The 14,226-nt window shown below is 72.4% G+C and carries 13 protein-coding genes and 1 tRNA gene; 6 read left to right on the forward strand and 8 right to left on the reverse strand.

From position 1 onward, the window contains the following. Positions 1 to 19: 19 nt before the first annotated feature. From H291_RS0122425 to H291_RS0122440, 4 genes are all read right to left on the reverse strand, one after another. A complete protein-coding gene (locus H291_RS0122425) occupies positions 20 to 223 on the reverse strand; it encodes a cold-shock protein (RefSeq protein WP_020017272.1) in 204 nt (67 codons plus the stop codon). Between the two features lie 205 nt (positions 224 to 428). Further along, entirely contained in the window at positions 429 to 1,064 is a 636-nt protein-coding gene (locus H291_RS32865) for a LytR C-terminal domain-containing protein (protein WP_198012568.1), read from the reverse strand. A gap of 42 nt (positions 1,065 to 1,106) precedes the next feature. Next, complete coding sequence (locus tag H291_RS0122435) at positions 1,107 to 1,460, reverse strand: DUF3263 domain-containing protein (RefSeq protein WP_020017274.1); 354 nt, start codon at positions 1,458 to 1,460, stop codon at positions 1,107 to 1,109. A gap of 62 nt (positions 1,461 to 1,522) precedes the next feature. After that, positions 1,523 to 2,185, reverse strand: coding sequence for a uracil-DNA glycosylase (locus H291_RS0122440; protein ID WP_020017275.1), 663 nt, complete (start codon positions 2,183 to 2,185; stop codon positions 1,523 to 1,525). A gap of 250 nt (positions 2,186 to 2,435) precedes the next feature. Between H291_RS0122440 and H291_RS0122445 the strand changes: the two genes are divergently transcribed. The 3 genes from H291_RS0122445 to H291_RS0122455 all read left to right on the forward strand — a co-directional run bounded on the left by H291_RS0122445 (position 2,436) and on the right by H291_RS0122455 (position 5,450). Next, positions 2,436 to 3,194 carry an SGNH/GDSL hydrolase family protein gene (locus H291_RS0122445; RefSeq protein WP_020017277.1) on the forward strand — a complete coding sequence of 253 codons (759 nt, stop codon included), beginning with the start codon at positions 2,436 to 2,438 and terminating at the stop codon, positions 3,192 to 3,194. Positions 3,195 to 3,328: 134 nt separating this feature from the next. Further along, on the forward strand, positions 3,329 to 4,861 hold the full coding sequence (locus H291_RS0122450; protein ID WP_020017278.1) for an MFS transporter: 1,533 nt from the start codon (positions 3,329 to 3,331) through the stop codon (positions 4,859 to 4,861). Between the two features lie 40 nt (positions 4,862 to 4,901). Then, positions 4,902 to 5,450 (forward strand): TetR/AcrR family transcriptional regulator, encoded by a 549-nt coding sequence (locus H291_RS0122455; protein ID WP_020017279.1) that lies wholly within the window; start codon positions 4,902 to 4,904, stop codon positions 5,448 to 5,450. 25 nt (positions 5,451 to 5,475) lie between these two features. Here H291_RS0122455 and H291_RS0122460 read toward each other — a convergent pair whose 3' ends face one another. Next, a complete protein-coding gene (locus tag H291_RS0122460; RefSeq protein ID WP_020017280.1) occupies positions 5,476 to 6,159 on the reverse strand; it encodes a FadR/GntR family transcriptional regulator in 684 nt (227 codons plus the stop codon). A 48-nt stretch (positions 6,160 to 6,207) separates the two neighbouring features. Between H291_RS0122460 and H291_RS0122465 the strand changes: the two genes are divergently transcribed. Then, positions 6,208 to 7,437, forward strand: a complete 1,230-nt coding sequence (locus H291_RS0122465) for a CynX/NimT family MFS transporter (protein WP_020017281.1) — start codon at positions 6,208 to 6,210, stop codon at positions 7,435 to 7,437. 50 nt (positions 7,438 to 7,487) lie between these two features. On the opposite strand, the gene H291_RS0122470 is transcribed toward H291_RS0122465, so the two are convergent. The 3 genes from H291_RS0122470 to H291_RS34290 form a co-directional block, all read right to left on the reverse strand. Further along, positions 7,488 to 7,563: transfer RNA gene (locus H291_RS0122470), tRNA-Thr, on the reverse strand. 135 nt (positions 7,564 to 7,698) lie between these two features. After that, the gene (locus H291_RS0122475; protein WP_020017282.1) at positions 7,699 to 8,541 is read right to left on the reverse strand and encodes a DsbA family protein; all 843 of its coding nucleotides are present in this window, start codon (positions 8,539 to 8,541) and stop codon (positions 7,699 to 7,701) included. Positions 8,542 to 8,661: 120 nt separating this feature from the next. Next, positions 8,662 to 10,455, reverse strand: coding sequence for a protein kinase domain-containing protein (locus tag H291_RS34290; protein ID WP_020017283.1), 1,794 nt, complete (start codon positions 10,453 to 10,455; stop codon positions 8,662 to 8,664). Positions 10,456 to 10,616: 161 nt separating this feature from the next. Here H291_RS34290 and otsB point away from each other — a divergent pair, with 161 nt between their 5' ends. Together otsB and H291_RS0122490 are read left to right on the forward strand one after the other, a co-directional pair. Beyond that, positions 10,617 to 12,956, forward strand: coding sequence for a trehalose-phosphatase (gene otsB, locus H291_RS31255; RefSeq protein WP_198012572.1), 2,340 nt, complete (start codon positions 10,617 to 10,619; stop codon positions 12,954 to 12,956). 151 nt (positions 12,957 to 13,107) lie between these two features. Next, the gene (locus H291_RS0122490) at positions 13,108 to 14,226 is read left to right on the forward strand and encodes an ABC transporter ATP-binding protein (RefSeq protein ID WP_020017285.1); all 1,119 of its coding nucleotides are present in this window, start codon (positions 13,108 to 13,110) and stop codon (positions 14,224 to 14,226) included.

The raw sequence follows: 14,226 nt of genomic DNA on the forward strand, positions 1-14,226 counted from the left end.
CACCCGTCGTCCCATCGAGTCAGACTGGACGAACCTGTTCTGCCTGCGGGCCCTTCTGCCCCTGCCCCACCTCGTACTCGACTTCCTGACCCTCGTCGAGGGACCGGTAGCCGTCACTCTGGATCGCACTGTAGTGAACAAAAAGGTCCTGGCCGCCGGCAGTCGGGGTGATGAAGCCATACCCCTTCTCGGCGTTGAACCACTTGACGGTGCCCTGGGCCATGCGTAGTTCTCCTTGTACCTCTGCACGGGCCATGCGGTCGACCCGTGGTGGTTCGAGCCTAGTGGTCCGTCTCACACCAGGGAACCCTCTATGCCCGGTATGTGGCATTAAGCGCATGGCGAACGTGCAGGTCAGAGGGCTGCGGAGATAGCCAGGGAAGTGAATATCAGGCTGGTGGTACCGGTTGGCAACATCAACCGACGCGTTACTTGATGATGACGATGACCGCGTACGGCGACGACGTGACCTCTGCCGACTCGATGGCGGACGTCGCACCGATCGCCTCCGCGACGGCCGCGGCGGTGTCCGCGCGCTCCGCGCCGTACAGCACGGTCGTCTCCGCGTAGCCCTGGCCGAGGCCCGCGGTGTCGTCGGCGGCGTCGACCGTGCCGGTGAAGCCAGCTGTCTTGATCGTCTCCGCGGCGGTCCCGGCGGCGCCGGTGGGACCGCCCGAGTTGAGGACCTGCACCCCTGCGGTCAGGTCCGCATTTGCCGGGTTGCCGCTCACCGACGACGGCGCCTCCTCCGAAGCCTCTCCCGACGGCTCGCCGCTGGGCTCGCCCGAAGGTTCACCCGAGGAATCACCCGACGCCGACGGCGACGGGGAGACCGGCGCGGAGGCCGAGGGCGACGCGTCGCCCGATGCCTCGGCGCCACCACCGTCCCCGGACAGCAGCGTGATGCCACCCCACGCCACGGCGGCGCAGACTACGGCGACCAGCAGGAACGGCCAGGCCGAGCTCCAGCCGCTGCGCGGCGCACGGTGCACACCCACTGGTGCGCCCCCGGGGACAGCGACGTCGAACTCGTCGGGCGGGTAGGGGTAGCCACTCTTCGTCACGGCAGAGAGAGTAGCGGGTTGTTGTGACAGAACGGTGCGTTCTCAGTGGTTCTCATCCGCCAACCGTCGTGTAGTACGTGCCCGCTGCCGGGTGGAGCGCAGCCTGCGCAGGCGCTTGACCAGCATCGGGTCGTGCTCCAGGGCCGCCGGGGAATCGATCAGCGTATTGAGAACCTGGTAGTAGCGCGTGGCCGTGAGCCCGAACAGCTCACGCGCCGCCTCCTCCTTGGCGCCGGCGTACTTCCACCACTGGCGCTCGAACGCGAGGATCTCGCGGTCCCGGTCGGAAAGCCCCTGGTCGGCACCCGCAACCTCGGGAGCGGGTGCCTCCACGTGCGCCACCAGCGTCTCGCCGGTCTGCTCGCCGTAGCCCGGGAGCATGTTCCTGTCGTCCACCTGAGTCCTTACTCACGTCGTCCACGCCGGCCGTCCGCCGGCGCCAAGGCTGGGCCGCGCCCTTACGGCAGGCGCCAGTCGACCGGCTGCGCGCCCTGCTGCTCGAGGAGCGCGTTGGCCTTCGAGAACGGCTTGGAGCCGAAGAAGCCGCTGCGCGCCGACAGGGGCGACGGGTGGGCGCTCTCGACCACGGGGACGTCACCGAGCCACGCCTTGAGGTTGCGCGCCTTCGCGCCCCACAGGATCGCCACGAGCGGGCCGCCACGGGTCACGAGCGCGCGGATGGCGGCCTCCGTGACCTCCTCCCAGCCCTTGCCCGCGTGCGAGTCCGAAGAGCCCGGGCGGCAGGTCAGCGTCCTGTTCAGCAGCATGACGCCCTGGTCGGCCCAGGGGCGCAGGTCGCCGTTGCCCGGGATCGGCAGGCCGAGGTCGTCCTGCAGCTCCTTGTAGATGTTGACGAGCGACCGCGGCACCGGGCGCACGTCCGGCTGCACCGAGAACGACAGGCCCATGGCGTGCCCCGGCGTCGGGTACGGGTCCTGGCCCACGATCAGCACGCGCACGTCCGCCAGCGGACGCTTGAAGGCGGCGAGCACGTTCTCCCCCGCCGGGACGTAGGTACGCCCCTCGGCGACCTCGTTGCGCAGGAAGTCGCCCATCGCATGGATGCGGGGCTCGACGTCGGCCAGGGCCTCGGCCCAGTCCGGCGCGATGACCTGCGACAACGGGGGCCGGCCAGCGGCAGCGGCGGCGTCGGCAGGGGGTGTCGGGTTCACGGTGGTCTCCACGTTCAGGAGGTTACCGGGACCCACTGACAGCGACCGTCTGTGCCGCCCGACACACCCACTTGTGACGACTCTTCACCGGGTTGGCGCAACAATGAGGAACGTGAGCGCGACGACGACCCCAGAACCGGAAGGCCCCTCCACCTCCCCCACCGCGACCGCCCCCGTCCGCTGGACGCGGTACGTCGCCATGGGCGACTCCTTCACGGAGGGCCTGTGGGACCCGTATCCCGACGCGCCGGACGTGCAGCGCGGCTGGGCGGACAACCTCGCCGCCGCGCTCTCCGCACGCCGCATCGCGGCCGGCGAGGACCCGCTGGAGTACGCGAACCTGGCCATCCGCGGCCGCAAGCTGCGCCCGATCGTCGCCGAGCAGCTCGGCGCGACGCTCGACGCGAAGCCGGACCTCGTGTCCCTGGTCGCAGGCGGCAACGACATCCTTCGGGCAACGGCCGACGTCGACGCGATCTCGGCCGCGCTGGAGGACGCCGTCGCCCAGCTCCGCGCGTCGGGCGCCGACGTCCTGATGGGCACCGGGTTCAAGGCGGGTGCCGCGCTGAGCTGGACCAACGGCCGGGTGGGCATCTTCAACGCGAACGTCTGGTCCATCGCCCGGCGCCACGACGCGCGCGTCGTCGACCTGTGGGGCATGCGGTCGCTGGCCGACCTGCGCGTCTGGTCCTCCGACCGCATCCACCTCACGCCCGAGGGGCACCAGCGGGTGGCCAACGCCGCCCTGGTCGCGCTGGGCCTGGAGCCGGACGACGACGCGTACGACGTGCCGCTCGACGCCGCGCCGCCGGCGGCCTTCCGGGAGACGGCGCGCGCCAACGCCGCCTGGATGCGCCAGCACGTGGGCCCGTGGGTCAAACGTCGCCTGACCGGCACCTCCAGCGGCGACGGCCGCTCCGCGAAGTGGCCGACGCCGGGGGCCTGGCCGCGCGCGTAGAACCTTCACCCGGCCCTACACTTCGAGGGTGAATCTCAGAAGCCTCTCGGTGCTCGCACCGAGGGGCTTCTGACGTCTCCACGACCCCCACCCTGACCGCGTAACTTAACCTTCTAGATGGTACATTTACAACCATGACGATGAGCCCTCCGCGCAGTGCGGGCGCGTCCCAGCTCGGCACCGGGCGGCGCTGGACCCTCCTGGTCACCGTCGGCACCGGCCTGCTGCTGATCACCCTGGACAACTCGATCCTGTTCACAGCGCTGCCGACCCTCACACGCGAGCTCGACGCGAGCTGGAGCGAGAGCCTGTGGATCATCAACGCCTATCCCCTGGTGATGACGGGCCTCCTGCTCGGCTCGGGCACCCTGGGCGACCGGTTCGGCCACCGGCGCATGTTCATCGCCGGGCTCGTGGTCTTCGGGTTCGCGTCCTTCCTCGCCGCGACGGCGCCCACGCCCGAGGTGCTGATCGCGGCGCGCGGGCTGCTCGCCGTCGGCGCCGCGGCGATGATGCCGGCCACGCTCGCGCTGATCCGCGTGACCTTCACGGACGAGCGTGAGCGCAACATCGCGATCAGCGTGTGGGGCAGCCTGTCGGTGGTGGGCGGCGCCCTCGGGCCGATCGTCGGCGGGCTCCTGCTGGCGCACTTCGCGTGGGGCTCGATCTTCCTGATCAACGTGCCGGTGGTCGTGCTGGCCGTCATCGTCGGCCTCGCCGTCGCACCGCAGGACGAACCGCACCCCGGGACCCGCTGGGACTTCGTCTCGTCCGTGCAGGCCCTGGTCACCCTGGTGGGGCTGGTGGTGCTCATCAAGGAGGTCGCCAAAGCTGACCGCTCGGGGACCGTCATCCTCGGCGCGGCCGCGGTGACGGCCGTGGGCTGGTTCGTCTTCGTGCGCCGGCAGCGCAAGCTGCCGTTCCCGCTGCTCGACCTGGCGATCTTCCGCAACCCCGCGTTCACGTCCGGGGTCCTGGCGGCGGCGATCGCCATGTTCGCGATGGGCGGCCTGCAGCTCGCCACGACGCAGCGGTTCCAGCTCGTGGCGGGGTTCACCCCGCTCGAGGCGGGCCTCCTGGTGGCCGCGATCGCCCTCGGCTCGCTGCCCTCCTCGCTGCTGGCCGGGGCGTTCCTCCACGTCGTGGGCCTGCGGGTGCTGATCGGCGGCGGGCTGGCCGTGGGCGCCGTCGGCGTGGCCGGCACGCTGTACGGCGTGCAGCAGGGCATGTGGTGGCTGCTCGGGGGCCTGCTGGTGACCGGCCTCGGGCTGGGGGCGGCGATGTCGGTGGCGTCCACCGCGATCATCGGCAACGTGCCCGCCCGCCGGGCCGGCATGGCGTCCTCCGTGGAGGAGGTCTCCTACGAGTTCGGCAGCCTGGCCGCCGTCTCCCTGCTCGGCTCGCTGCTGACCACGATCTACACCGTGACGGTCCAGCTGCCCGACGACGCGCCGCCCGAGGCGGCCAGGTCCATGACCGACGCCCTGACCGCCGAGGGCACCGGCCCGGAGGTGCTCGCCGCCGCCTTCACCGCGTTCGGGAACAGCTACTGGGTGGTCATGGTGATCTGTGCCGCAGTGCTGGCGCTCGGCGCTATCGTCACCACGGTGCTGCTGCGGTCCTACGGTCCGGGGTCGGCATCCTCCGCCTACGGTTCGGGACACTGAACCGCGCCCCCTATCGCGACGCAGCCCCGCAGGAGACCCCGTGCGACCGAGCAACCGCGACCGCATCCTCGAATCCGCCGTGCGCCTGGTCCAGCGCGAGGGCGTCACGGCCGTGACGTTCGACTCCGTGGCGGCCGAGGCCGAGCTGACCCGCGGCGGGATCATGTACCACTTCCCCTCGCGCGAGGGCCTGCTCGTCGCCATCCACGAGCACCTGGCCGAGCGGTGGGAGGGGACGCTGGAGGCGGACGCCGGCCGCCCGGCCGACGAGCTCACCGCCGGCGAGCGGCTGGCCGCCTACATCCGCGTGAGCGCCGAGTCGGCGACCCGCGCGGAGCTGCAGCTCATGCTGGAGGCCGCCACCCGCCCCGAGTGGGCCGCCCCGTGGAGCGCCGTCCTGGAACGGTGGGCCCCCGTGCCCGACGACGCCGAGTCCGATCCCGCCGCGCTGTCCCTGCTGGTGGCCCGCCTCGCCGCCGACGGGCTGTGGATGTTCGAGTCCCTCGCCTACCGGTCGATGCCGGACACCCAGCGCCGCGCCGTCGCGGAGCACCTGGTGCGGGCCGTGGCGGAGGCGCCAGGGGTCTGAGGGAGCGCGCCCGCCACGGCCCCGCTCAGGTGCCCTCGACGCGGGCCAGCAGCTCGTCCAGGAAGCCGCAGGCCTCGGCGACGGCGCGCTCCGGGTCCCGCCCGGCGATAGCGTCGGCCAGGTCCTCGTGGCCGATCTCGGGCGCGTGCTCGACGCCGGGCGTGATGGTGGACGTCGCGGCGACGCTCGCGGTGATGACCTCCGTCAGCCCCAGGTAGAGCTCCGTCAGCAGCCCGTTGTGCCCGGCGCGGACGACGGCCCCGTGGAACTCGGCGTCGGTCCGCGCGAAGTCCTCCCAGCGCCCCTCGGCCAGCTCGGTCGCGCGGCGGGCGAGCAGAGAGTGCAGCTCGGCGACCTCCTCCTCGGTCCGCTCGGTTGCGGCGAGCCGGGCGCCCTCGACCTCGAGGGTGCGCCGCACCTGCAGCACCTCCCGCAGCTCCGAGCCGGCGAGCCGGCGGATCGCGCCGGAGACCTCGCTCGTGGCGCGCACGTACGTGCCGTCCCCCTGGCGGACCTCCAGCAGCCCGGTGTGCGCGAGCGCGCGCACCGCCTCGCGGATGGTGTTGCGGCCGACGCCGAGCTGCTCGCAGAGCTCGGGCTCGGTGGGGATGCGCTCGCCGATCGGCCACTCGCCGTCCCGGACGGCGGTCCGCAGCTGTTCGATGACCTGGTCGACGAGGCCGACCCGGTGCGTGGTGGCCAACGGCACAGTGGAATCCTTTCGTCCAATCATCCTACGTATGCCATGGTAGCGGTCATGCGCGTCGAACACAGTGGACCTGGCCTGGAAGCCGAGCTGGACGGCGCCGTGGAGATCAGGACGCCGGGCGTGGTCGCCGCCGGGGCGCTGCTCGCGGTCGCCGTTGTGCTCGTCGCCCTCAACCTGCGCCCGGCCATCACCGGCGTCGGCCCGATGCTCGAGGAGATGCGCCTCGACCTGGGGGTCTCCGCGGTCTGGGCGGGCGTGCTCACGACGCTGCCGACGCTGTGCTTCGCCGGCGCGGGGCTCGTCGCGCCGCTGCTGGCCCGCCGGGCCGGGATCGGCGCCGCCATCGCGGTCGCGCTGACCACGCTCGCCGGCGGTCTCGTGCTGCGCGTGCTCGACGGGCCGTTCGTGGTGCTGGGCGGCACCCTGGTCGCGACCGCCGGGATCGCCCTCGTCAACGTGCTGATCCCGGTCGTCATCAAGGACTCCTTCCCGGCGCGTATCGGACTCATGACCGGGGTCTACACGGCGGCCCTGCAGGGCGGTGGCGCGCTCGGGTCGGCGGTGACACCGCAGCTCGGCGACGCGTTCGGCGGCTGGCGCCCGGCGCTGGGCGCCTGGGCGGTGCTGGCCGCCGTCGCGCTGCTGGTGTGGCTCCTCGCGGCCCGCGGCTCGGGCCGGGCGCCCCGCCGGGCCGAGACCGCCGACGGCGGCCGCTCGCTGCTGCGCAACCGCCTGGCCTGGATCGTCACCGGCTTCTTCGGTCTCCAGGGCTTCTACGCGTACGCCGCGATGGGCTGGTTCCCGCAGGTGCTGATGGACGCCGGCGTGCCCCGCTCCGAGGCCGGGCTGCTGATGGGCCTGGTCTCGCTGGTCGCCGTCCCGATCAGCCTGTTCGTCGCCCCGCTGGCCGCGCGTGGTCGCGGGCAGGGCGGATGGATCATCGCGCTCAGCGTCCTGGGCGTCGCCGGGACGGCCGGGCTGATGCTGGCCCCGGCGTGGTCGCCGCTGCTGTGGAGCCTGCTGGCGGGCCTCGGGATGAGCGTGTTCTCCCTCGCCCTGACCGTGATCGCGCTGCGTGCGCGGACGGGCGCCGACACCGCCCGGCTGTCCGGGATGGCGCAGGGCTTCGGCTACCTCTTCGCCGCGCTCGGCCCGTTCCTGTTCGGCCTGCTGCACGACGTCACGGGCAGCTGGTTCGTCCCGCTGGCCATGCTGCTGGCGGTGCTGGTGGCCCAGATGGTCTTCGGCGCGCTCGCCGGCCGCCGCCGGTTCGTCTGACGGTTCGGGACGCAGCACGAAGGCCCGGGATCGCTCGGATCCCGGGCCTCTGGAGCCGCCTGTCGGGTTCGAACCGACGACCTTCCGCTTACAAGGCGGGAGCTCTACCAGCTGAGCTAAGGCGGCGGGCGGGGAACAGCCTAACCGTTCCTGCCGCCGTCAGCCGAGTCCCGGACCAGCGGGTCGGCGGAACGCCCTGGACACAGACGGGCGGGGCCCCGGGCCGCAGCCCGGGACCCCGCCGTCGTACTACCCGAGTGCTTACTCGGACGGCGACGCCGAGGGCTCGGAGCTCGGCTCCTCGCCCGTGATGGCGGTGGACAGCGCGCCCGGCGCCTGCCAGCCCTCGAACCGCTCGCCGTCGATCAGCACGGTCGGGGTGCCGAAGCTGCCCTGCGCGTTGGCCAGCGCCTCGTCGCTGGTCGCGGCCTCTGTCGAGGCGGCGACCCACTCCTCGAAGGTGTCCTTCGCGTCACCGTCGGTGATGCCCGCTGCGACGTCGGCCGGTACGCCGGCCTGCTCGGCGACCTGGGCGATCTGCTCGTCGGACAGGCCTGCGGTGTTCTCGGCCGGCTGGCTCGCGAAGAGCGCGTCGTGGAAGGCGGAGAACTGCTCGGGCGCCTTGTCGGCGACCCACGCCGAGGCGGACGCCGCACGTGTCGAGTACTCGGTGCCCTGCGAGGCGCGGTCGAGGATGGCGACCGGGTGCACGACGAGCGTGATGTCACCGGCCTCGCGCATCTCGGCGATGCTCGCGCTGTTGGTCTGCTCGAACTGGCCGCAGATGGGGCACATGTAGTCGACGTAGACGTCGAGCGTCTTCGCGCCCTCGTTGGTGGTGCCCGCAGCGCCGTCGGCGCCCACCGGGATGCCGGTGTCCTGGACCACGCCCGCGGGGACGTTGTCGACCTTCTCCATCGGCGTCTTCTGGCCCTCGGTGAGGATCAGCACGACCGCCACGACCAGGCCGATGACCGCAAGAGCGAGCACGCTCAGCACGATCACACGGTTGCGCTTCTCGGTGGACTGCTGCTTCTTCTGAAGTGCAAGGGCCTCGGCACGGGCCGCGTCGCGGCGCTGTGCCTTGGTCTGATTCGTCGACATCGGGGTCCTTCGAGATGCGGGCCAATGGGGCGAGGCGCGACACGCGCCTTCACCAAGCCTACTAGCGTCCGCTGGGAGACTGCTGAACGTTTCTGTACGTTCCCGACACCCGGTCGGACGTCACCAGGTGACGGTGGGCCGGTCGCCCAGCGGCCACCAGTGGACGTCCACCGGGCTGCCGAACAGGGGCACCGCCGCGAGCAGCGCGAGCGCCAGCACGACCAGCGTGACGATGGTCTTCGTGCCCTTCGTCGGGGCGATCCGGCGCAGCAGCGGACCGGCCCCGACCCGCGTCCCGTACGACGCCGGCCCCCACCACGTCACGACCACCGTGACCAGCATCGCGACGCCGAGCACCAGGCTGTCGACGATGGGCTGGTTCATACCGCCCACCGACCTGGCCTCGACCGTCGGGATGGGGGCGATGATCACGTTGCCGGGCGCGAACAGCATGAGCCCCAGCAGCACCACGATCACCCCGGCGCAGAGGCCGACGGCCGCGGCGGGCAGCACGCCGAACACGGCGCGCACCAGGTGCCACGGGGAGAGCAGCGTCGCCACCAGCGCGTCGGCACGGCTCGGCCCGCGCCGCTCGCGGCGGCCGCGGAACTCCTCGACCGCGATACCGGCCAGGCGGGTCACGATCAGGAGCACCAGGAACACGATGACGGCGACGCCGGGCCGCGTGGCGGCGAGCGTCACAAGCGCGAGGGTGAGGGTCAGGAACAGCGCCCGGTAACCGGTGACGCGCGCGGGGCTGGTCTGCTCCGGGACGAGGGACGGGGCCGGCAGCGCACCCGGCCCGGGCGATCCCACGGCCCTCCCAGTGACCGACCGGCCCCTGGGAGCCTGCGCCAGGTCGCTGACACCGCCCACGGGGTTGCGCGCGGCCGCGGCGGCTCCGGCGGCCGCACCGACCCCCGCGCCGCCGGCCGCGGCGGACACCGGCCGCCGGCGGGGCAGCAGGCCCTTCGGCATGACACGGGTCGAGCCCCCGCCGCCGACCACGATGGTCCCGTCGTCGGCGGAGTCGAGCTCCGCGGTCCTGGAGTCGTCGTCGCCGGACGTGGCCGCGACGAATGCCTCCGACTCGGCCTTCAGCGCCCTGGCCACCTCGTTGGGACCCCAGCGCTCGGCGGGCACGGCCCTCAGCGCGGCGGCGAGCGCCCGGCCGACACGCGGCTCCAGCCCGTCGAGGTCGGCCTGGCCCTGCCGCGAGCGCCGCAGCACCAGCTCGGTGGGCCGGACGCCGAACGGCGCGCGGCCGGTGCCGGCGAACGCGAGCACCGCGGACCAGGACCACCAGTCGGTGTCGGGGCCGGGCTCGGCGCCGTCGAGCAGCTCGGGGGCGAGGTAGCCGGGGGTGCCCATGACGAACCCGGTCCGGGTGGCCCGGGGGTCGCCGGGGCCCTGCGCGAGGCCGAAGTCGATGAGGACGGGCCCGGTGCGCGCGATGAGCACGTTGGAGGGGGTCAGGTCGCGGTGCACGACGCCGGTGCCGTGCACGGCCTCGAGGGCGTCGGCGAGCTGGTCGGCGAGCTCGAAGAGGTCCCGGGGGTCGAGCGGCCCGCGGGCGTCGATCTCCTCCTCGAGCGTGGGGCCCTCGACGAGCTCGGTGACGATGAAGGCGTCCGCGCCGTCGAGCTCGGCGTCCAGCACGCGGGCGACGGCCGGGTGGCGCAGGCCCTGCAGCGCGGTCGCCTCGCGGCGCAGCCGTTCGCGGGCGGCGGGGTCGTCGAGGTGGCGGTGCAGCATCTTGAGGGCAACGGCGTTGCCGCCGTCGTCCAGGGCGCGGTAGACGGCGCCCATGGCGCCGGACCCGATCTCGTGCACGACCGTGTAACCGCCCAGCTTCGAACCGGCAGCGGGGCCGGAGCCGGGCGGGGGCGCGATCGACGCCTCCACCTCCTCCATGAGGCACACCGTAGCCGTCGCGGACGGCGGACGCCCGCCAACATCCAGCCCCTGACCAGCACTGCGGCGTACCGACGTTCGAGTGGGAGCCGACCTCGTTACTCTGAGCAGGGAAGAGACCCTCGCTACTCTTGACACTGCACAGATAGAATCTTCCACACATAAGGAGCAGTACATTGCCGGGTAAAGACGGGTACGATCTGGTCGTCGTCGCGAACCGGCTCCCGGTCGACTTCACGGTCGGCCCAGACGGTGGCCTCTCCTGGCAGAGGTCGCCAGGAGGCCTGGTCACGGCCCTGGAACCGGTGATGCAGGGTGCGGACGGCGCCTGGGTCGGCTGGTCCGGCGCCCCGGACCTCGCGCACGAGCCCTTCGAGGCGGACGGCGTCATGCTGGTGCCGGTCACGCTGAGCGCCACCGAGATCGAGCGCTACTACGAGGGATTCTCCAACGACACCCTCTGGCCGCTCTACCACGACGTCATCGCCCCGCCCGCCTACCACCGGCAGTGGTGGGACGCGTACCGCCGCGTCAACCAGCGCTTCGCCGACGCCGCGGCCGAGCAGGCCGCCGAGGGCGCCGTCGTCTGGGTGCACGACTACCAGCTCCAGCTCGTCCCCCGCATGCTCCGCGACCTGCGCCCGGACCTGCGCATCGGGTTCTTCGACCACATCCCGTTCCCCCCGGTCGAGCTGTTCGCGCAGCTCCCGTGGCGGCGGCAGATCATCGACGGCCTGCTCGGCGCGGACCTCGTGGGCTTCCAGCGCAACGGCGACGCCGCGAACTTCGTGCGGTCCGCGCGCCGGCTCACGGGCTACACCACCCGCGGCCCCGTCATCACCATCCCGGACGCCGACGGGCGGCCCGGGCGGCACGTGCGCGCGTCGTCGTTCCCCATCTCGATCGACTCCCACCGGTTCGACACCCTGGCGCGCACGCCCGAGGTGCAGGCGCGCGCCAAGGAGATCAAGGCCGACCTGGGCAACCCCGACACGCTGATGCTGGGCGTGGACCGCCTCGACTACACCAAGGGCATCCGGCACCGCATCAAGGCGTACGGCGAGCTGCTCGACGACGGCCGCCTGGACGTCGAGCACGCGACGCTCGTGCAGGTCGCCAGCCCGAGCCGCGAGAACGTGGGCGCCTACCAGGAGCTCCGCGAGCACGTCGAGGTCCTGGTGGGCCGCATCAACGGCGAGTACGGCGAGCTGGGCCACTCCGCCATCCACTACCTGCACCACTCCTACCCGCCCGAGGAGATGGCCGCGCTCTACCTCGCGGCCGACGTGCTGCTGGTCACCTCGCTGCGCGACGGCATGAACCTGGTCGCCAAGGAGTACATCGCCGCCCGCTCCGACGAGCGGGGCGCCCTGGTGCTGAGCGAGTTCACCGGCGCCGCCGACGAGCTCTCCCCCGGCCCCCTGCTGGTCAACCCGCACGACATCGACGGCATGAAGGACATCATCGTGGCCGCCGCGACCATGGACCCGAAGGAGCAGCGCCGCCGCATGCGCCGCCTGCGCCGCAAGGTCCTCGCGGACGACGTCGCCAAGTGGTCCGAGACCTTCCTGGGGGTGCTCACCGCGGTGCCGCCCCGGCCGCTCAGCGTGGACCCCCGCGCCGCGGAGCCCCGCCACCACAACCTCCGGGACGCGCTGACGGCGTTCACCACCCTGCCGGAGGGCGTCCCCGCCAAGGGCCTGGCCCGGATGAGCAACGGCAACGGGCGGCGCAAGAAGCCGACGACCGGCTGGCTGCTCGCCTCCGACTTCGACGGCACGCTCGCGCCCCTGGTCGACGACCCCAAGTCGTCCGCCATGACCCGCGCGGCCCGCGCCGCGATCGAGCAGCTGCACGCCCTCACGCACGAGGCCCCGGTGCGCCTCGCGTTCGTGTCCGGGCGTGACCTGTCCGACCTCGCAGAGCGCACGGTGGCCCCCGACGGCACCTTCCTCGTGGGCAGCCACGGCGCCGAGGCCGGCCGGGCCACCAGCACCGGCGTCGAGCAGGTGCCGTTCCGCCTGACGACCACCCAGTCGGCCCAGCTCGACGCGCTCGTGGCGGGCTTCGAGTCCGCGGTCTCGGGCCGCGAGGGGGCGTGGGTGCAGGTCAAGCCCGCCGCCGCCGTCGTGCACACGCGCCTGGCGAGCGTGGACGACGCCGCGGCCATCACCGTGGCCGCCGACGAGGTGGCCGCCAACCAGGGGCTGCCGGCCATGCACGGCAAGGACGTGGTCGAGGTCTCCGTGGTGCCCACGAGCAAGGGCGAGGCGCTGCGCCGCCTGCGCGGCACCGTGGCGGCCGAGCTGGGCGTCGAGAAGGTCCGCGTGCTGTACGCGGGCGACGACACCACCGACGAGGCGGCCTTCGGCGCGCTGGAGTCCGGCGACCTGACGATCAAGGTGGGCACGGGCGACACCCTCGCGTCCCACCGCGTGCCCGACCCCGACGCGCTCGCCGCCGTCCTGGCCGGGCTCGCCCGCACCCTGGGCGAGGAGTGACCTGCCTGTGACCTGGTCTGTACCGCGACCTTGACCAACCGGGGTACGATCGCGCTGCAACAGTGTCACCGCCGACACGTCAGTGGAAGCAACGGCACCCGACCACAACGGATCGTCCGGCACGTACCTGCCGGTGGAGGGATGTTTTCTCATGGCTACGGTCACCTTTGACCACGCGACGCGCGTCTACCCGGGCACGGAGCGCCCGGCTGTCGACCAGCTGAACCTGGAGATCGAGGACGGCGAGTTCCTCGTCCTCGTCGGCCCGTCCGGCTGCGGTAAGTCCACGTCCCTGCGCATGCTCGCGGGTCTCGAGGACGTCAACGGCGGGCACATCTTCATCGGTGACCGGGACGTCACCGACGTGCAGCCCAAGGACCGCGACATCGCGATGGTGTTCCAGAACTACGCGCTGTACCCGCACATGTCGGTGGCGGACAACATGGGCTTCGCCCTGAAGATCGCGGGCACCCCGAAGGCGGAGATCCGCCAGCGGGTCGAGGAGGCCGCGAAGATCCTCGACCTCACCGAGTACCTCGACCGCAAGCCGAAGGCCCTCTCGGGTGGCCAGCGTCAGCGTGTCGCCATGGGCCGCGCCATCGTGCGTCAGCCGCAGGTGTTCCTCATGGACGAGCCGCTGTCGAACCTCGACGCCAAGCTCCGCGTCCAGACCCGTACCCAGATCGCGTCGCTGCAGCGCCGCCTGGGCGTCACCACGGTCTACGTGACCCACGACCAGACCGAGGCCCTCACCATGGGCGACCGCATCGCGGTCCTCAACGGTGGCATCCTGCAGCAGGTCGGCACCCCGCGTGAGATGTACGACCGCCCGAGCAACGTCTTCGTCGCCGGCTTCATCGGCTCCCCGGCCATGAACATCGGTACGTTCGACGTCAAGGAGGGCAACGTCAAGGTCGGTTCGGCCAGCGTCCCCCTGGAGCGCTCGATCGCCTCCACCATCAGCGAGGCCGACGGCGGCAAGGTCACCCTGGGCTTCCGCCCCGAGGCCCTCGACGTCGTCCCGTCCGGCACCTCCGGCTCGTTCGAGGTCGAGGTCAACCTGGTCGAGGAGCTCGGCTCCGACGCCTTCGTCTACGGCTCGCTCAAGGGCGACGCCGCCGACGTCGACCTCTCCGCCGGCGACACCAACCAGGTCATCGTGCGCATCGACCCGCGCGGTGTGCCGGACAAGGGTGACGTCATCTCCGTCGCCATCCAGGCCGGCCACTCGCACGTGTTCTCCGCGACCACGGGTGAGCGCCTCGGCTGA

The organism is Promicromonospora sukumoe 327MFSha3.1, assembly GCF_000385135.1.
Classification (GTDB): Bacteria; Actinomycetota; Actinomycetes; order Actinomycetales; family Cellulomonadaceae; genus Promicromonospora; species Promicromonospora sukumoe_B.

Coding starts and splice junctions, on each gene's coding strand:
- H291_RS34290 (WP_020017283.1), bottom strand. CDS start 10,455: ATGGAGGAGGTGGAGGCGTCGATCGCGCCCCCGCCCGGCTCCGGCCCC.
- H291_RS0122450 (WP_020017278.1), top strand. CDS start 3,329: ATGACGATGAGCCCTCCGCGCAGTGCGGGCGCGTCCCAGCTCGGCACC.
- H291_RS0122490 (WP_020017285.1), top strand. CDS start 13,108: ATGGCTACGGTCACCTTTGACCACGCGACGCGCGTCTACCCGGGCACG.
- H291_RS0122445 (WP_020017277.1), top strand. CDS start 2,436: ATGGGCGACTCCTTCACGGAGGGCCTGTGGGACCCGTATCCCGACGCG.
- H291_RS0122465 (WP_020017281.1), top strand. CDS start 6,208: ATGCGCGTCGAACACAGTGGACCTGGCCTGGAAGCCGAGCTGGACGGC.
- H291_RS0122425 (WP_020017272.1), bottom strand. CDS start 223: ATGGCCCAGGGCACCGTCAAGTGGTTCAACGCCGAGAAGGGGTATGGC.
- H291_RS0122475 (WP_020017282.1), bottom strand. CDS start 8,541: ATGTCGACGAATCAGACCAAGGCACAGCGCCGCGACGCGGCCCGTGCC.